Raw genomic sequence first — 17,757 nt, 5'->3', positions numbered from 1 at the left:
GCACGGGCGGTGTGGTGGACCGGGCACGTGGCCGCGAGTTCGGGAGCGGGGTTCCACGCCCTGTCAGACATGTTGACTCTTAGTGGGGGCCTCCGTGTCGTTTTCTGTTGGCTGAACGCAGATGACCATACCGGCCCAACACGAATACACAACCCCTGGCCTCCCTTACGCAACTCCGCCCTTTCTGTTCGTTCCTGTCACTCCCTTGCCGTTTCGGCACCGTGGTCGAAAAACGGTGCGTACCGCCCCGGGGGCCCGGCACGCCCTCGGTGCCGTCTGCCACGCCTTCCCCGGTCTCATGCCTGACGAATTGTCAGCGCACCAGCGCGTAGGCCTCCCTCAGGTCGCCCCCGGTGTAGGCGTACCGCGCCAGGCCGCTCACATGGTGGTCCGCGTTGATCGCGACGGTGGTGTTCAGGGTGGTGAACAGCGGCGCGTCCGACATGGAGTCGCCGTAGGCCACGCAGTCCGCCCGGTCCACCCCGAACATCGCGCACAGCTCGTCGGCGACCGTGACCTTCGACTCGGGCAACAGGATCCCGGTCGGGTCGAGCGCCACACCGGCGAACGGCAGTTCGGGGAAGATCGACGCCCGCGCCTCGTGCGCGCCCCACTCGCGCAACCGGCGCACGAAGAAGTGCGGTGAGAGCGAGATCACGGCGCAGTACTCCCCGCGCTCCCGGATGTCGGCCCACACCTCCTGTATGCCGGTCAGCCACGGCGCACGCGCGAACGCCGCCGCGACGTGCGCCTCGCTCAGCCGCTCCCACAGCACGTAGGCGCGCGCCGCGTAGCCCTGGGGGTCCGTCAGCCCGGCCGCGAGCTCGCGCTCCAGGGCGTGGAACTCCTCCACCAGGCCCATCTCGCGCGCGATCTCCATCGAGGCGGAGGAGCCGCGCATCAGGGTGCCGTCCATGTCGAAGATGTGCAGTCGTGTCACGGCGACAGGGTAGGCGGATTACCTGGACGGGGACACGCCAAAAACCCCGGCCGCCGCGGTGCCGCCGCCGGACGAGGCGGCGCGGCACCGCGGGCCGGGGCGCACCACCGGGTGCCGGCCGCCCGCACGGCGGGCCCGGGTCACTCCGCCGCGGTGAGGACGATCTTGCCGCTGACGCGGCCCCGCTCCCCGATCTCGTGGGCCTCGGCCGCCGACTCCAGCGGCAGCACCGTGTCGATCACCGGCCGCAGCAGCCCGCGCTCCACCAGCGAGGCGATCTCCAGCATCCCCGCCCGGTCGGCCTCCACGATCATGAAGGCGGCGCGCCGCCCGACCGCGCTCGCCCGCTCGGCGAGCCGCGCCTCCTCGGGCGAGGCCAGCGACACCACCATCCCGCCCTCCCGAAGCGTCCGCAGCGAGCGCGGCCCGTACTCGCCGCCGACGGCGTCCACGACCACGTCCACGTCCCGCACCGCCTCGGCGAAGTCCACCCGCGTGTAGTCCACCACCTCGTCCGCGCCCAGGCCGCGCACCAGGTCGTGCTTGCCCGCGCTGGCGGTGCCGACGACGTACGCCCCGAGCGCCTTGGCGATCTGCACGGCGACATGGCCCACCCCGCCCGCCGCCGCGTGCACCAGCACCCGCTGCCCCGGGCGCACCCCCGCGGTATCCACCAGCGCCTGCCACGCGGTGAGCGCCACCAGCGGCAGGGCGGCGGCCTCCGCGTGGGAGAGCCCGGCGGGCCTGCGCGCCAGGTGCCGGGCGGGCACGGCCACGTACTCGGCGTAGGTGCCAGCCGGGAGGGGCTGGCGCGGCATGCCGAACACCTCGTCCCCGGGCCGGAACAGCGTCACGCCCAGGCCGACGGCCTCCACCGTGCCGGAGACGTCCCAGCCCAGCCGGATCGGCGCGCCGCCGGCGAGCCCCCCGGTGGCCCGGTGCCAGAAGTCGGTCGGGTTCACCGCGGTGGCGTGCACCCGGACCAGCACCTCGCCGGGCCCCGGCGCAGGCCGCTCCACCTCCACGACCTTCAGCACCTCGGGCCCGCCGAGCCGGTCCTGGCCGATCGCGCGCATCGTCGCCACGGTCTTCTCCTCCGCTGTCGTCCTCCGGCACCCGGTTCCGACCGGGAGCGCCGCGTACCAGGAGCATCACCGAGGCGCCGAGGGCGCCACGAGTGGCCGGGGTGACAGCATGTGCAAGGATCCAGCCATGCATCGTGTCGCCGTGCTGGCCGTCGAGGGTGTCTATCCGTTCGAGCTGAGCATCCCCGTGCGCATCTTCGGCACCGCGGCCGGTCCCGGCGGCGAGCCGCTGTACGAGGTGCTCACCTGCGGACTGCGGCCCGGCCCGGTCACGACCAGCGCCGACTTCGCCATCGCGGTCGAGCACGGCGCCGACGCCCTGGAGACCGCGGACACCCTGGTGATCCCGCCGTTCGTGTGCACCCCCGACGAGGGCACCGACTGGATACCGGGCGGCCTCACCGAGGTGCTCGCCCGGCTGCGGCCCGACACCCGCGTGGTGTCGTTCTGCACCGCCTCCTACGTCCTGGCCGCCGCGGGCCTGCTGGACGGGCGCCCCGCCACCACGCACTGGAACCAGGCCGACCGGTTCCAGCGCGCCTTCCCCGGCGTCCGCGTCGACCCGGACGTGCTGTTCGTGGACGACGGCCGCGTGCTCACCGCGGCCGGGGTGGCCTCCGGGATCGACCTGTGCCTGCACCTGGTGCGCCGCGACCACGGCAGCGACGCGGCCAACCGGGTGGCCCGCCTGTGCGTCGTGCCGCCGTGGCGCGAGGGCGGCCAGGCCCAGTTCATCGAGCGCCCCGTGCCCGCGCCGACGGCCGCGAGCACCTCCGCCACCCGCGCCTGGGCGCTGGAGCGGCTGCACCGCCCGCCGACGCTCGCCGAGCTGGCCGCGCACGCCCGGATGAGCGTGCGCACCTTCTCCCGGCGGTTCCGCGACGAGGTGGGCACCACCCCCGGGCAGTGGCTCACCCAGCAGCGCGTCGAACGCGCCCGCCGCCTGCTGGAGACCACCGACCTGCCGGTGGACCGGATCGCCGCGGAAGCGGGCTTCGGCACCGCCGCCTCACTGCGCCTGCACCTGTCCACCGCGATCGGCGTCTCCCCGACGGCCTACCGCACCACCTTCCGCGCCGGCCGGCCCACCGCTCCCGCGGCTCCGCGATCCGCCTCACCGGGACGGCGGCGTTCCGACCCGGGGGCCGCCGGCTACGCCATGTCCACGAAGCGGGAGTAGTGGCCCTGGAAGGCCACCGTGATCGTCGCGGTCGGGCCGTTGCGGTGCTTGGCGACGATCAGGTCGGCCTCGCCCGCCCGCGGGGACTCCTTCTCGTAGGCGTCCTCGCGGTGCAGCAGGATCACCATGTCGGCGTCCTGCTCGATGCTGCCGGACTCGCGCAGGTCGGAGACCATCGGCTTCTTGTCGGTGCGCTGCTCGGGGCCGCGGTTGAGCTGGGACAGCGCCACCACCGGCACCTCCAGCTCCTTCGCCAGCAGCTTGAGGTTCCGGGACATCTCCGACACCTCCTGCTGGCGGCTCTCCGGCCGCCGCGAGCCGCCGCTCTGCATGAGCTGGAGGTAGTCGATCACCACCATGCGCAGGTCGTTGCGCTGCTTCAGGCGGCGGCACTTGGCCCGGATCTCCATCATCGTCAGGTTCGGCGAGTCGTCGATGTACAGCGGCGCCTGGGTGACCTCCGGCATCCGGCGGGCCAGCCGCGTCCAGTCCTCGTCCGTCATGGTGCCGGAGCGCATGTGGTGCAGCGCCACCCGCGCCTCGGCGGACAGCAGCCGCATCGCGATCTCGTTGCGGCCCATCTCCAGCGAGAAGATGACGCTCGGCATCATGTTCTTGATCGAGCACGCCCGCGCGAAGTCCAGGGCGAGCGTGGACTTGCCCATGGCGGGACGGGCCGCGATGACGATCATCTGGCCGGGGTGGAGGCCGTTGGTCAACTGGTCGAGGTCGGTGAAGCCGGTCGGGACGCCGGTCATCTGGCCGCTGCGGGAGCCGATCGCCTCGATCTCGTCGAGCGCGCCCTCCATGATGTCGGCGAGCGGGGCGTAGTCCTCCGAGGTGCGCTGCTCGGTGACGGCGTAGATCTCGGCCTGGGCGGCGTTGACGATCTCGTCCACGTCACCGTCGGCCGCGTAACCCATCTGGGTGATCCGGGTGCCCGCCTCGACCAGGCGGCGCAGCACCGCGCGCTCGTGCACGATCTGCGCGTAGTACTCGGCGTTGGCCGCGGTGGGCACGGACGACACCAGCGTGTGCAGGTACGCCGCGCCGCCGACGCGGTTGATCTCGCCGCGCTTGACCAGCTCCGCCGCCACCGTGATCGGGTCGGCGGGCTCGCCGCGGGCGTACAGGTCGAGGATCGCGCCGTAGATGACCTCGTGGGCGGGGCGGTAGAAGTCGTTGCCCTTGAGGATCTCCACCACGTCGGCGATGGCGTCCTTGGACAGCAGCATGCCGCCGAGCACCGACTGCTCGGCGTCGAGGTCCTGGGGAGGGACGCGCTCGAAGGCGCCGCCCCGGTCGCCGTACCCGTCGTCGCCCTGGCGGCCCCCGTCGCGCCCGTCGCGGCGGCGGGCCCTGGGGGGCGGCAGCCGGTCGCCGGGGATGTCGTCGGGCGGCGGGGGCTCGTCCGGCCAGGGAAGGTCGGGGGGCGGGGCCGAGCCCCCCGCTCCGTGCCCGGAAAGGCTCATCCCGCCCGCCTCCTCCCGTCCGCGCCCGGACCGTCGTCCCGTCCTGTGAAAGCCAGTACTGCGCCCCTCTTGTTTACGGCACGGCTGTGACAAAAGGGGCGTGGAGTCCGCGTCCGGCGCGTCGGGGAACACGGCGCGCAGCGGCCAACGCTAGGGGTCCGCGGCACCGTCAGCCAAGATGGTTATCCACAGGCCATGTGGATGAGTGCGCCAAGTCTGTGGAGAAGTTCCCCCAACCTGTGTACAGGGTGGGGGAAGACGCTGTGGACAACTTCTCACCTTCGCCGCGATCACCCCGCTGACCTGCGCTTTCCTTGTCCACCGCCTGTGCATGGGAAAAACTTCCGCACCTTCTTCAAGATCGCGACAAACGGTGCGCAGACCATCACCCCACGGTGACGGAAGTAATGACTGCTGAGGCGTTGTGTCTATTACCTGTGGACGACTATCGTGGACACATGCCCGACGCCGCCCCCACGCCAGGAGCCAGCCCGGACGCCACCCCGGGACCGTCGCGGGGAAAGCCGCAGGGCACCCCCGCCGGCGAGCCCGGCGCCTCCCCCCGCGATCCCGGGCGGCGCCACGACCGCGAGATCGTCGCGCTCGCCCTGCCCGCCTTCGGCGCCCTGGTCGCCGAGCCGCTGTTCGTGATGGTGGACTCCGCCGTCGTCGGCCACCTCGGCACACCCGAGCTGGCCGGGTTCGGCGTCGCCGCCTCCCTGCTCACCACCGCCGTGGGCGTCTTCGTCTTCCTCGCCTACGCCACCACCGCGGCCGTCGCCCGCCGGGTCGGCGCGGGGGACCTGCGCTCCGCCATCCGGCAGGGCGTGGACGGCCTGTGGCTGGCCGCCCTCATCGGCGCCGCCGTGGTGGCCTTCACCCTGCCCGGCGCCCCGCTGCTGGTGGACCTGTTCGGCGCCTCCCGCACCGCCGCCCCGCACGCCGAGACGTATCTGCGGATCAGCTCCCTGGGCATCCCCGCGATGCTGCTGGTGCTGGCCGCCACCGGCGTGCTGCGCGGCCTCCAGGACACCCGCACCCCGCTGTACGTCGCCGTCGCCGGCTTCTCCGCCAACGCGGCCCTCAACGTGGCCCTGGTGTACGGCGCCGACCTCGGCATCGCCGGATCCGCCTGGGGCACCGTCGCCGCCCAGTGGGGCATGGCCGCCGCCTACCTCGCCGTCGTGGTGCGCGGCGCCCGCAGGCACGGCGCGCCGCTGCGGCCCGACGCCGCCGGGATACGCGCCAGCGCCACCGCCGGGGTGCCGCTGCTGGTGCGCACCCTCAGCCTGCGCGCCGTGTTCGTGATAGCCACCGCGGTGGCCGCGCGGATGGGCGACACCGAGGTCGCCGCGCACCAGATCATCCTCACCCTGTGGACGCTGCTGGCGTTCGCCCTGGACGCCATCGCCATCGCGGGCCAGGCGATCATCGGCCGCTACCTGGGGGCGGGCGACGCGGCGGGCGCGCGGGCGGTGTGCCGCCGGATGGTGTGGTGGGGCGTGGTGGCGGGGGCCGTGCTCGGCCTGCTGCTCCTGGCCGCCAGGCCCCTGCTGCTGCCGCTGTACACCTCCGACGCGCAGGTGCGCGACCAGTTGCTGGTCACGCTGGTGGTGGTGGCGCTCGCCGAGCCGGTGTGCGGCGTGGTGTTCGTCCTGGACGGGGTGCTGATGGGCGCGGGCGACGGCCCGTACCTGGCCTGGGCCGCGTTCGGCACCCTCGCCGTCTTCGTGCCCGCCGCGCTCGCCGTCCCCGCCCTAGGCGGCGGCCTCACCGCGCTGTGGTGGGCGATGAACGCGTTCATGCTCGTCCGCCTGGCCTTCCTGGCCGCCCGGGCCCGCTCGGGCCGCTGGGTGGTGACGGGGGCGGTGCGGGCGTAAGCGGGACGCCGCTCCGCCGCGAAGCCGACCGGGCCCGGCCCCCTCGCGGGGACCGGGCCCGGTGCGCGTCGCTGCCGCCGGCCGCCGGGGCCGGGCGGAGACTCAGCCGCCCACGACCTCCAGGTCGAGCTTGGCCGAGACCTCCGAGTGCAGCCGCACGGTGAACTGGTGCGAGCCGACCGTCTTGATCGGCGCGCCCAGCTCGATGCGGCGCTTGTCCACGTCCGGGCCGCCCGCTTCCTTGATCGCCGAGGCGATGTCGGCCGGGGTGACCGAACCGAACAGCCGGCCGCTGTCGCCGGCGCGGGTCCGCAGGCGGATCCGCACGCCCTCGAGCTGCGCCTTCACGCTGTTGGCCGCGTCGAGCGTCTGGATCTCGCGCACCCGGCGGGCACGGCGGATCTGCTCGACGTCCTTCTCGCCGCCCTTGGTCCAGCGCATCGCGAAGCCGCGCGGGATCAGGTAGTTGCGGGCGTAGCCGTCCTTGACCTCGACGACGTCGCCCGCGGCGCCGAGGCCGCTGACCTCGTTGGTGAGGATGATCTTCATGCTTCGGTCACCCTCTCTCAGCGCGCGGTGGAGGTGTACGGCAGCAGCGCCATCTCCCGGCTGTTCTTCACAGCCGTGGCGACGTCGCGCTGGTGCTGGGTGCAGTTGCCGGTGACCCGGCGGGCACGGATCTTGCCGCGGTCGGAGATGAACTTCCGCAGCAGGTTCGTGTCCTTGTAGTCCACGTAGGAGATCTTCTCCTTGCAGAACACGCAAACCTTCTTCTTCGGCTTGCGCACTGGCGGCTTCGCCATGATGCCTCTCCAATAAGGATCAAGAAGTTCGTGCAGCCCACACGCGGCTCCGGCACAGCCGGCCGGGACCGGGAGCGCGGGCTAGAAGGGCGGTTCCTCCGAGTAGCCGCCACCCTGCGGGGCGCCGCCCCAGCCGCCGCCCTGCTGGCCGCCGGGGGCCGGAGCCCCCGTCGCCCACGGGTCGTCGGCGGGAGCACCGCCCTGGCCGCCCTGCTGGCCGCCGGCCGGGGGACCGCCCCAGCCGCCGCCCTGCGGGGCGCCGCCACCGAATCCGCCACCCTGGCCGCCGCGGCCTCCGGTCTTGGTGACCTTGGCGCTGGCGTAGCGCAGCGAGGGGCCGATCTCGTCGACCTCCATCTCGATGACCGTCCGCTTCTCGCCCTGCTGGGTCTCGTACGAACGCTGCCGCAGCCGCCCCTGGGCGACCACGCGCATCCCGCGCTGGAGCGACTCCGCCACGTTCTCCGCGGCCTGCCGCCAGATCGAGCAGCGCAGGAACAGCGCTTCGCCGTCCTTCCACTCGTTGGTCTGCCGGTCGAAGGTGCGGGGCGTGGACGCGATCGTGAAGTTCGCGACCGCCGCGCCGCTCGGAGTGAAGCGCAGCTCGGGGTCGTCGGTCAGATTGCCGACGACGGTGATGACGGTCTCGCCTGCCATGGTTGGGTGACCTCTCGGCGGGTGTGCTGGCTTGCTCGGAGCCCGGTCACGGACCGAGCCGTTGGACTCAGTGCATGTCCGGGCGCAGGACCTTGGTCCGGAGCACCGACTCGTTCAGGTTGAGCTGCCGGTCGAGCTCCTTGACGACCTCGGGGTTCGCGTTGAGGTCGATGACCGAGTAGATGCCCTCGGACTTCTTCTTGATCTCGTACGAGAGGCGACGGCGACCCCAGGTGTCGACCTTCTCCACCTTGCCGCCGCCGTTGCGGACGACGGAAAGGAAGTTCTCGATGAGCGGGGAAACCGCCCGCTCCTCGAGATCCGGGTCGAGGATGACCATCAGCTCGTAGTGACGCATGCGTGAACCCACCTCCTCTGGACTCAGCGGCCACGGTCTCTCCGTGGCAGGAGGGTTGTGTTGCGTCGGCAACGGTACGTGCCGGCACTGACAGTGCCGGGTGTCCGCTGTCCGCCACTCGGTGGTGGAGGGCACCCGGTCCCGGGAGCCACCGGTCCCGGAGTTCACCGGTCGCGGGGGCGCGGAAGCGGGGCCACCGGTGCGGGGGACCCACCAGCACGGAGGGCCGCAGACACCGAGGCGGACGCTACAGCGTACCTGTACCCGGACGGCCCCTTGAAATCCGCCCGAATCCGGAAGCAGTCTGGTACGGATCGGGCGGTTTCCGCGCCCGTCGTCCCCTTCCGGTCCCCGGAGGTGCCCCATGGCACACACGGTCCGCACTCTCTCCCAGGTGACGCTGAACACCGACGGCAAGGCCCACCCGAAGGAGAACGCCCTCGCACTGGCGACCGCCGTGCTCGGCCTCGTCGCCTTCGTCACAGGTTTCTGGGAGGGCCTGCACCTGCTCGCCTCCTGGGCGGGCCTGGCCGGGCTGCTCACCGGCGCCTGGTCCCAGATGGTCTCGGCCACCACCGGCGAGCGGTTCGTCAACGTCATCGGGCTCGGGGCCGCCGGCGTGGGCTTCTTCCTCGGCATGGCGCACGGCGGGCTGTTCGGCGGCGTCCTGGGCTGACGGCGCGCGGGAGCGGGCGCGGCCGGGGGCCGCGGGACGTTCCGGGAGAAGCTCCGCGGGGCTGGCGCGCTGCGGGCCACAGTAGGCTGCGGCTCGACAGCCTTACCCCCTAGGAGCGCCCGCATGACCCTGCGCGTGAGGACCATCAGCCGCCAGGAGCACCTGGCCTTCATCCAGAGCCTGCCCTCGGCCAGCCACATGCAGGTTCCGGCCTGGGCGGACGTGAAGTCCGAGTGGCGGTCGGAGAACCTGGGGTGGTTCGACGAATCGGGCCAGCTCGTCGGCACCGGCCTGGTGCTGTACCGGCAGTTGCCGAAGGTCAAGCGCTACCTCGCCTACCTGCCCGAGGGCCCGGTGATCAACTGGTTCGACCCGAACCTGGACCGGTGGATCAAGCCGATGCTCGCGCACCTGAAGAGCGCTGGCGCGTTCTCGGTCAAGATGGGCCCGCCCGTCGTCATCCGGCGCTGGGACGCCCAGGTGATCAAGGACGCGATCGCCGCCAAGCAGGCCAAGCGGCTGCGCGACGTGGAGGCCAGCTTCATCGAGCCGCGCGCGTTCGAGGTCTCCGACCGGCTGCGCCGCATGGGCTGGCAGCAGGGCGAGGACGGCGGCGCGGGCTTCGGCGACGTCCAGCCCCGCTACGTCTTCCAGGTGCCGCTGGCCGGCCGCAGCCTGGAGGACATCCACAAGGGCTTCAACCAGCTCTGGCGGCGCAACATCAAGAAGGCCGAGAAGGCCGGCGTCGAGGTCTACCAGGGCGGCTACGACGACCTGCCCACCTTCCACCGGCTCTACGTGGTCACCGCGGAGCGCGACGGGTTCCGCCCGCGCCCGCTGAGCTACTTCCAGCGCATGTGGCAGGCGCTGAACACCGAGGACCCCAACCGCATGCGCCTGTACCTGGCGGTGCACGAGGGCGAGGCGCTGGCCTCCACCACGATGCTCATCGTCGGGGAGCACGTGTGGTACTCCTACGGCGCCTCCGCGAACCACAAGCGCGAGGTGCGGCCCAGCAACGCCATCCAGTGGCGCATGCTCCGCGACGCCTACGCGCTCGGCGCGGGCGTGTACGACCTGCGGGGCATCGGCGACTGCCTGGAGGAGGACGACCACCTGTTCGGCCTGATCCAGTTCAAGGTGGGCACGGGCGGCCAGGCCGCCGAGTACATCGGCGAGTGGGACTTCCCGCTGAACAAGCTGCTGCACAAGGCGCTCGACATGTACATGTCGAGGCGCTGACCGGCCGCGGTTCGCCCGTCCCGACCAGCCCGACCAGCTCGACCAGCCATCCAGGAAGGCGACCGACGACCATGGCGCTCACGCTCTACGTGGACACCGAACGGTGGCGCGCGCACCAGAGAACCGTGCTGGAGGCGTTCCCCGGCATAGTCCCCGTCGCCAAGGGCAACGGGTACGGCTTCGACAACGTGCGGCTCGCGGAGGAGGCCACCCGCTTCGGGGCGGACCTCCTCGCGGTCGGCACGACGTACGAGGCCGCGCGGGTGAAGGACTTCTTCGACGGGGACCTGCTGGTCCTCACGCCGTACCGGCTCGGCGAGGACCCGGTGCCGCTGCCCGACCGGGTGGTCCGCTCCGTGTCGTCCGTGGAGGGCGTGCGCGGCCTGGTGGGGGCGCGGGTCGTCGTCGAGGTGATGAGCTCGATGAAGCGGCACGGCGTCGTCGAGGAGGACCTGCCGAAGCTGGCGAGCGCCATCGAGGACGTGCGCCTGGAGGGCTTCGCCATCCACCTGCCGCTGGACCGCACCGACGGCACCGACGCGGTCGACGAGGTCGTGGCCTGGATGGACCGGCTGCGCGGGGCGCGGCTGCCGCTGCACACCATGTTCGTCAGCCACCTCAAGGACGACGAGCTGGCCAGGCTGCGGCAGGAGTACCCGCAGACCACGTTCCGGGCCAGGATCGGCACCCGGCTGTGGCTCGGCGACCACGACGCCACCGAGTACCGGGGCGCGGTGCTGGACGTCACCCGGGTCGGCAAGGGCGACCGGTTCGGCTACCGGCAGCGGCGGGTGTCCGGGGACGGGCACCTGGTCGTCGTCGCCGGGGGGACCTCGCACGGCGTGGGCCTGGAGGCGCCGAAGGCCGTGCACGGGGTGATGCCGCGCGCCAAGGGCGTGGCCCGCGCCGGGCTCGCCACCGTCAACCGCAACATGTCGCCGTATCTGTGGGCGGGCAAGCACCTGTGGTTCGCCGAGCCGCCGCACATGCAGGTCAGCATCCTTTACGTGCCCGCCGACGTGGCGCCGCCCGCGGTCGGGGACGAGCTGGTGGCCCGGCTGCGGCACACCACGACGCACTTCGACCGGCTGGTCGACCGACGCTGACGGCCCGCGGGCCGGCGGCTGCCTAGCGGGAGGCGGGCCACTGCCCCGGGCCGGTCCCGTCCGGCAGCGGCGGCCACGCCGGCGCACCGGCCGGCCACACCGGCTCCGGCTCGGGATGGCGGTGGGCCGGCCTCAGCACGAAGCGGTCGGGCGCCCCGTCCAGCACCCCGCCCGACGGGTCGTCCGAGCCGTCCCGCCGCACCGGGTCGCGCTCCGGCCGCAGGATGTCCCGCACCACCACCGCGCACAGGTACAGCGTGCCGAGCAGGTGCACCGCGATCGCCAGGTGGTAGCCGCCCTCGGGCAGCCCCCGGTTGGCCTGGCCCGTGGTGCCCGCCAGGTACATCCACACACCCAGGAAGTACGCCACCTCGGCCGCCTGCCACACCAGGAAGTCACGCCAGCGCGGCCGGGCCAGCGCGGCCAGCGGGATCAGCCACAGCACGTACTGCGGCGAGTACACCTTGTTGGTCAGGGCGAACGCGGCGACCACGAGGAACGCGAGCTGCGCGTACCGGGGGCGGCGCGGCGCGGCCAGGGCCAGCACGGCGATGCCCGCGCAGGCCAGCAGCATGCACCCCGAGGCGAACGTGTTGAGGTGCTCCAGGGGCGCGTCGCGGCGCTGCATCAGGATCAACCAGAACGAGCCGTAGTCCTCGCCCCGCTCCTGGCTGAAGGTGTAGAACTTCTGCCAGCCCGGCCAGGCGAACAGCATCACCGGCAGGTTCACCGCCAGCCAGGAGACCGCCGTCCCCGCGAACGCCGCCCCGAACGCCCTGCCGCGCCCCGCCCGCAGGCACAGCAGCAGCAGCGGCCCGAGCAGCAGCGCCGGGTAGAACTTCGCCGCCGTGGCCAGCCCCAGCAGCAGCCCCGACCACAGGGGGCGGCCGCGCGCCCACAGGCACACCGACACGGCGGTGAGCGCCACCGCGAGCAGGTCCCAGTTGATGGTGGCCGTCAGCGCGAGCGCCGGGGCCAGCGCGAACAGCAGCGCGTCCCAGGGCCGGCGGCGGTGGGTGCGCGCGACGGCGACCGCCGCGGCCACCGCGCACACCAGCAGCAGTCCCGCGTTGGCCATCCAGAACCACTGCGCCTGCTCCACGTCGTCGCCGCCCGGGGTGAGCCACGCCGCGAGCTGCATGAAGCCGCCGGTGAGCACCGGGTACTCCAGGTACTCCATGTTCCCGCCGGAGAGCCGGTCCGGGATCTTGTCGAAGTACGGCGTGAGCCCGTCGGCGAAGCCCCGGCCGGTGAACAGGTGCGGGATGTCGGAGTAGCAGGCGTGCGTGTACTGGGCGTTGGCGCCGAAGAACCAGGCGTCGTCGTAGCACGGCTGCTTCTGCACCATGCCGAGCGCGAACATCACCACGGTGGCGACGACCAGCACCCGCACCGGCGTCCACCAGCCGACCCCGAGCGCGGCCCGCCTCCCCGGCGGCCCCCCGAACAGCTCACTGCCCGCGGCGGCGACGGGGTCCTCGGCGGTCGGCAGCACGCTCGGGCCCTCCGGCCCCGCACCCCCGGCCCGCTTCCCCTCCACCCGCTCCGGTCGGTCGTCGCACGCGCTCGTCATGGGCGCAATCCTGCCCTACGGGGGTGCCGGGGGTGCGCGGACCGCCCGGCGCGGGGTCAGCCCGGCCGGTCCGCCGAGGGCGTGCCGCCGCGCGCCGCCCTGGCCGCGCCCAGGACGAGGAGGACGACCAGAGCGGGGCCGACCGCCGCCGTGAACCAGAAGACCCAGCCGGCGTCCCCGCCGCCGACGCGCCACGGCCGCCCGGAGCGCTCCTGCGCGTACCGCGGCAGCCAGGGGCTCAGCGCTCCGAGGAGCAACCCGGTGGTGCATCCGATGCCGGTCTCCCGCGTGGCTGCCCGCACCACGACGGTGAACACGGCTGCGGCCAGGGCCATCCACCCCAGCGTGGCCAGCGCGGGCACGCCGGTGAAGCAGAGCCCGAGCCCACCCGACGCACCGGCGCACTCCCGCGCGTCGTGGCGCTCGGCCGCCCCCGTCATGCCCCGCCCGGCCCACGCCACCGCGAGGCCGCAGAGCGCACTCACCACCGCGGGTACCACCCAGCGCCTCATCCCTGCTGCTCCCCGGCCGTCATGCCCGGGACCGGGCCGGACAGAGTCCGGCCCGGTCCCACAGGCGGGTCGTGTCACATGCCCATCTCGCCGAAGGTGCTGTTGAGCACGCCGGCGTACAGGCGGGCCCCTTCTATTTTCGGGTGGAAGGACTGGGCGGACCCCACCTCCAGCGGACCCCAGTCGATCTGCGGGTCGTCGCCAGGGGTCAGGTCCGCGACGAAGCCGTGGACCGTCTCCGGGTCACCGCACACGGCCTTGCCCGCGAAGGCGGCGCGGGGGTCGGCGAACCACACCTGCACCCCCCGCGCCCTGGCGTCGGCGGCGGCCCCGGCCATCTCGGTCGCGAGGACGTCGGCCGTGTCGTTGAGCCAGGCCTCCTCCTCGCCGCCGACCGTGGGGAGGCAGTCGCCCTCCTCCCTGGAGAACAACTGCGGGTAGCCCATGAGCACGATCTTCGCGTTCGGCGCCTTCGCCCGGATCTGCTCCAGGACGGTCACGATCGAAGGCCGCACCCTGTCCCGGATGAGCTTGGGCTCCGCGTCCCTCAGCGGTTCGCCGTCGTCGCCCAGCACATTGCCCTGGCAGGCGCCGGACATCCCGATGATGCACTGCTTGATGATGTCGCCGAAGCGCGCGTCGTTGCCGCCGACCGAGAGGGTCACCAGCGTGGTGTTCTGATCCAGGTAGCCCTGGTCGAGCTGCGGCAGCTCGCGGAAGGCGGGCCTGCCCTTCTCGCCCCAGGTGTTGGCGGGGCCGTCCGCGCCGAGGATGTTCTCCGTCTGCGCGCCGGAGCAGGCGATCAGATGGTAGTCCAGCGCCGGGTCGCGGTTGTCGGCCATGGCGCCGATGGACGTGCTGTACCCGGGCAGGGTCGCCTGCCGCGACCAGGCGTGCCTGGAGCGGTGGCAGGCGTTGCGCCACTTGCTGTCCGTGCCGTCCAGGTCGGTCTCCTTGTAGTAGTCGCCACCGCCCTTGACGGACGCCCCCTCGCCGGAGGAGTACGAGTCGCCCATGGCGACCACGAAGTTCCTCGGCTTGGCGGACAGGGGCTGGAAGCCCACGGCGTCCCAGGCGACGTCCTCGCTGCCGTCGCCGTCGTCGGCGTGCGTGGTCAGCGACACCTTGGGCGTGCCGGTGAAGCGGAACACGCCCAGGTCCACCCAGCGGTTCTCCTTCACCCGCTGCGGGTGCACCCGCACGGGGCTGGTGGAGTCGGTGCCGTGCACGGTGTACGCGGCCTGGCGGGTGTGCGCGCCGTGGTCGGGCATGTGCACCCACACCCGGGCCCAGCCGCCCAGGCTCCGGTTCAGGGTCCAGGTGCCGGTGGTCCGGAGGCGGTTGCCGTTGTCGTCGGGCGGCAGGTGCGGGTCCACGGAGCGGGTGTGGGAGAACCAGAAGTGGTTGCCGTATCCGGCGCCGATCTGATGGAGGTCCATCTTGCCCGGGTATTTACCGTTGTGGTAGGCGAAGGTGAAGCCGAACGTGCCCGATGAGGTGAGGGAGGTGCAGGCTCGCGCGTCGGAGCCCGCGGGCCGTACGCCGTTCGGCACGTCGTCCACCACGAGGGTGCCGGAGGGGAGCCCGCTGGTGCAGCGCGGCGGGTAGGGGTTCCCGTCCGGCTGCTCCGGATAGTCGGCGTTGTTGAACCGGTGGATGGGGTTGCCGCAGGCGGCGGCCTTGACGCAGTCCTTCCAGGCGACCTTCTTGTTCCACCAGCAGTGCAGGTCCTCGCGGGTGCAGGCGCCCTTCCCGGGCTCGTTGGCGTCGTGGTCGCCGATCAGGGAGGGGTCGCACTCGTTGGAGGAGTCGCAGAACAGGGACTCGCTGGGCTTGACCGCGGTGCGGTAGAGCGGGGAGTTCCACCACGCCTGCCGGTAGCCCGCCTGCATGTCGCCCGGCGCGAACAGGGCCGAGACGGGCCGGGCCGCCCAGCCCAGCACCTTCTCCTGGTACGGCCAGTCCTGCGGGTGTGCGGCGTGCGAGTAGTCGTCCCCGCCGTTCGCGCTCTCCAGGAACGGCGTCCGGTTGGCCTTCCACAGCGGGTTCGCCGGGTTGTTGGTGAAGCCGACGCCCCACTTGCCGTTGTGCTCGCCCGCCTGCGACTCGGGGTAGAACCCGGAGTTGTAGGCCCACAGGGCGAAGAACCAGTTCTCCAGGTACCTCGGGTGGCCGTCGTTCACGATCAGGCCCCCGCCCCGGGTCTGGTTCCACTTCTCGGCGAGGATGTCCGCGCCCGCGGCGATGTTCGCCGTGTAGTCCAGGGCGACGGCCTCCTGCTTGATCGTCGGCAGGGTCGGCTGGCCCTTGCCGGGCAGCCGCATGCCGTCGGTGACCTGGGTGACGCCGTAGCCGCAGTCGGCGTCGGCCCAGTTGATCGACCACGGGTCGCCCTGGTTGCCCTCGGAGGAGTAGGACACCCCGTAGTAGTTCCCGATCAGGGCGTTCGAGGTCTCCCCCGGCACGGCGTACCGGGTGGCCTGCCACATGTTGGACTCCTGCGCGGTGATGCCGAGCAGCACCTGCGCGGGTATGTGCCACTGGTCGTCGCGGTCCACCGTGCCGTTGGGATCGCCGGCGAGCACGCGCAGCGGGAACAGCTCCTGCGGCCGGTAGGCGCCGATGTCGGTGCCCTTCCAGTTGGGCCCGCGGTAGATCCACTTGTTCAGGCCGTTGATCACGGCCTGGTCCACGGCCCACTCGATCTGCCGCGGCGTCGGCTGGAACGCCTGCTTGGTGATGTCGCCGCGCGGCACGGCGCAGGTGCGCTCCGCCTCCACCGGGTTGGTGGGCGACGGGTCGGCCGCCGCGGACCGCGACGCCCTGCCGCCGTCCGCCCGCCCGGGGGCGGTCAGGGCCGGGGAGGTCTCGCGGCCCTGCCCGAGCCCGTCGGCGCTCACGGGGGTGGCGCCGGGCTCGGCCCGCAGCTCCACCGTCCGTCCGGTGGCCGGCACCTCGACGACGGCGGTGACGGTGCGCTCGGTCAGCGCCTGCTCGGGGCGGACGGGGGTGTCCTCCCCCTCGGCCCAGCGCGACGCCACCGCGGCCAGGCCGCGGGTGGTGATCCGTGCGTCCTTGGCCAGCGACCCGGGGTTGTGGACATGCGCGGGCAGCTTCCCGCGGGTCTTCGCCTCGCCGGTGACGAACACCTCGCCCGACGCGGAGCCGGCCAGGTCGAGCCCGGTCAGCCCGCCGGACGCCAGGACCCGCGGGGCGGCCCGGCCGGCGTCGGGCCGTGCCACGGCCGCGGCCGGCACGTGCTCGACCTCGCCGGTCGCCGCCGCGCCGCGCCCGTGGCGCACCGGGTCCAGGTACGTCAGGCCGCCGGACGCGTCCCTGGTGATCCGGAAGGGGATGCCGTCGGTGCGGGCGATGGCCTTCCGCTCGCCCTTCGGGCCGATCCGCACCAGGCGGGCGCCGTCCGCGGCCGCGAAGGCGCCGCCGCCGACGGGCACGGCCGAGGTCACCTGGCCTCGGAGCTTCAGCGGCTTCCCGGCGGCGCCCGCCCGGGCGTCCACCGTGACCAGGCGGGTCGCGTTCTCCCCCGAGGCGTCGTCGGTGAACTGCGACAGCACCGCCTGCTCGCCCGCGCCGCACCCGGGGGAAAAGTGGGCCAGTGTGGCCTGCACCGGCAGCTTGATGACCTCGCCGGTGCCGAGGTCCACGACGGCGGTGAACGCGCCCCGGGTCATCAGGTGCGGCTTGTTGGTGAACGTGCGGGGCGCGTAGGCGACCACGGCCCGGCGGCCGGACTCGGTCACGCACGCGTTGCCGATCCAGGCGTCCGTGTCGAACCCCGGCTCGGACAGCGACGCCGCGGTCCGCCAGCCGTAGCCGTCCTTGGCGTCGGCGACGAGCACGTGGAAGCCGGCGGCGTCGCCGGAGGTGGTCCACGCCACGTCGTCCGACGTGGCGTGGCCGGGGCCGAGCACCGCGGCCCGGTCCCGCCGCGGCACGGCCTCGGGCGGCGGGGCGTCGGCCGCGCCGGACGGGCCGGTCGCCTTCGGGGTGTCGCCCGCGGCCGTCCCCTCGGCCGACGACACCGCCGGGAGGGCGGCCAGCAGCGCCGCGGAGGCGGCCAACACGATCGGTATGCGCAGGGGTCTGCGTCTGATCAGGGATGTCACGTGCATCCTCTCTCGATCGGTCGATCTCGATGGACGGGCCCTGCCGGTGGGCGGGCTCGTCGCCGAGCCGCGCCCCGGTGGGCCGGACGGGCCCGGCCGCGGCCTTCGGGCACGGCCCGGCCCGCCGCCGGCGGAACCGGCGGCGG

At 73.1% G+C, this 17,757-nt stretch carries 15 protein-coding genes; 5 read left to right on the top strand and 10 right to left on the bottom strand.

Annotated features, from left to right (window positions below):
* Positions 1-313: 313 nt before the first annotated feature.
* On the bottom strand, positions 314-940 hold the full coding sequence (locus tag ACYVO2_RS02575; protein ID WP_461005875.1) for an HAD family hydrolase: 627 nt from the start codon (positions 938-940) through the stop codon (positions 314-316).
* Between the two features lie 140 nt (positions 941-1,080).
* On the bottom strand, positions 1,081-2,016 hold the full coding sequence (locus tag ACYVO2_RS02570) for an NADP-dependent oxidoreductase (RefSeq protein ID WP_461006025.1): 936 nt from the start codon (positions 2,014-2,016) through the stop codon (positions 1,081-1,083).
* Positions 2,017-2,152: 136 nt separating this feature from the next.
* Between ACYVO2_RS02570 and ACYVO2_RS02565 the strand changes: the two genes are divergently transcribed.
* The gene (locus tag ACYVO2_RS02565) at positions 2,153-3,205 is read left to right on the top strand and encodes a GlxA family transcriptional regulator (RefSeq protein WP_461005874.1); all 1,053 of its coding nucleotides are present in this window, start codon (positions 2,153-2,155) and stop codon (positions 3,203-3,205) included.
* Here the strand turns inward: ACYVO2_RS02565 and dnaB are convergent.
* A complete protein-coding gene (gene dnaB / locus ACYVO2_RS02560; protein ID WP_461005873.1) occupies positions 3,178-4,677 on the bottom strand; it encodes a replicative DNA helicase in 1,500 nt (499 codons plus the stop codon). The two genes, ACYVO2_RS02565 and dnaB, sit on opposite strands and share 28 nt — an antisense overlap.
* A gap of 458 nt (positions 4,678-5,135) precedes the next feature.
* Between dnaB and ACYVO2_RS02555 the strand changes: the two genes are divergently transcribed.
* Complete coding sequence (locus tag ACYVO2_RS02555; protein WP_461005872.1) at positions 5,136-6,557, top strand: MATE family efflux transporter; 1,422 nt, start codon at positions 5,136-5,138, stop codon at positions 6,555-6,557.
* Between the two features lie 102 nt (positions 6,558-6,659).
* Here the strand turns inward: ACYVO2_RS02555 and rplI are convergent, their stop codons facing one another.
* The 4 genes from rplI to rpsF all read right to left on the bottom strand — a co-directional run bounded on the left by rplI (position 6,660) and on the right by rpsF (position 8,375).
* Positions 6,660-7,106, bottom strand: coding sequence for a 50S ribosomal protein L9 (gene rplI / locus ACYVO2_RS02550; RefSeq protein ID WP_461005871.1), 447 nt, complete (start codon positions 7,104-7,106; stop codon positions 6,660-6,662).
* Between the two features lie 17 nt (positions 7,107-7,123).
* Positions 7,124-7,360, bottom strand: coding sequence for a 30S ribosomal protein S18 (rpsR, locus tag ACYVO2_RS02545; protein ID WP_182660364.1), 237 nt, complete (start codon positions 7,358-7,360; stop codon positions 7,124-7,126).
* An 81-nt stretch (positions 7,361-7,441) separates the two neighbouring features.
* Positions 7,442-8,017: a single-stranded DNA-binding protein gene (locus ACYVO2_RS02540; protein WP_461005870.1), complete on the bottom strand. Its 576-nt coding sequence runs from the start codon at positions 8,015-8,017 to the stop codon at positions 7,442-7,444.
* 67 nt (positions 8,018-8,084) lie between these two features.
* A complete protein-coding gene (rpsF, locus tag ACYVO2_RS02535; protein WP_461005869.1) occupies positions 8,085-8,375 on the bottom strand; it encodes a 30S ribosomal protein S6 in 291 nt (96 codons plus the stop codon).
* 364 nt (positions 8,376-8,739) lie between these two features.
* Here rpsF and ACYVO2_RS02530 point away from each other — a divergent pair, with 364 nt between their 5' ends.
* From ACYVO2_RS02530 to ACYVO2_RS02520, 3 genes are all read left to right on the top strand, one after another.
* Entirely contained in the window at positions 8,740-9,051 is a 312-nt protein-coding gene (locus ACYVO2_RS02530; RefSeq protein ID WP_461005868.1) for a hypothetical protein, read from the top strand.
* A gap of 123 nt (positions 9,052-9,174) precedes the next feature.
* On the top strand, positions 9,175-10,293 hold the full coding sequence (locus tag ACYVO2_RS02525) for a lipid II:glycine glycyltransferase FemX (RefSeq protein WP_461005867.1): 1,119 nt from the start codon (positions 9,175-9,177) through the stop codon (positions 10,291-10,293).
* 71 nt (positions 10,294-10,364) lie between these two features.
* Complete coding sequence (locus tag ACYVO2_RS02520; RefSeq protein WP_461005866.1) at positions 10,365-11,399, top strand: alanine racemase; 1,035 nt, start codon at positions 10,365-10,367, stop codon at positions 11,397-11,399.
* Positions 11,400-11,421: 22 nt separating this feature from the next.
* Here ACYVO2_RS02520 and ACYVO2_RS02515 read toward each other — a convergent pair whose 3' ends face one another.
* The 3 genes from ACYVO2_RS02515 to ACYVO2_RS02505 all read right to left on the bottom strand — a co-directional run bounded on the left by ACYVO2_RS02515 (position 11,422) and on the right by ACYVO2_RS02505 (position 17,617).
* Entirely contained in the window at positions 11,422-12,972 is a 1,551-nt protein-coding gene (locus ACYVO2_RS02515) for a glycosyltransferase family 87 protein (protein ID WP_461005865.1), read from the bottom strand.
* Between the two features lie 56 nt (positions 12,973-13,028).
* On the bottom strand, positions 13,029-13,460 hold the full coding sequence (locus ACYVO2_RS02510; RefSeq protein WP_461005864.1) for a hypothetical protein: 432 nt from the start codon (positions 13,458-13,460) through the stop codon (positions 13,029-13,031).
* Between the two features lie 98 nt (positions 13,461-13,558).
* Entirely contained in the window at positions 13,559-17,617 is a 4,059-nt protein-coding gene (locus ACYVO2_RS02505; RefSeq protein ID WP_461005863.1) for a golvesin C-terminal-like domain-containing protein, read from the bottom strand.
* Positions 17,618-17,757: the final 140 nt, after the last annotated feature.

The organism is Streptomyces capparidis (assembly GCF_054782095.1).
Note: the sequence above shows the minus strand (reverse complement) of the source record. Positions and strands in the feature narration are given on the sequence as shown.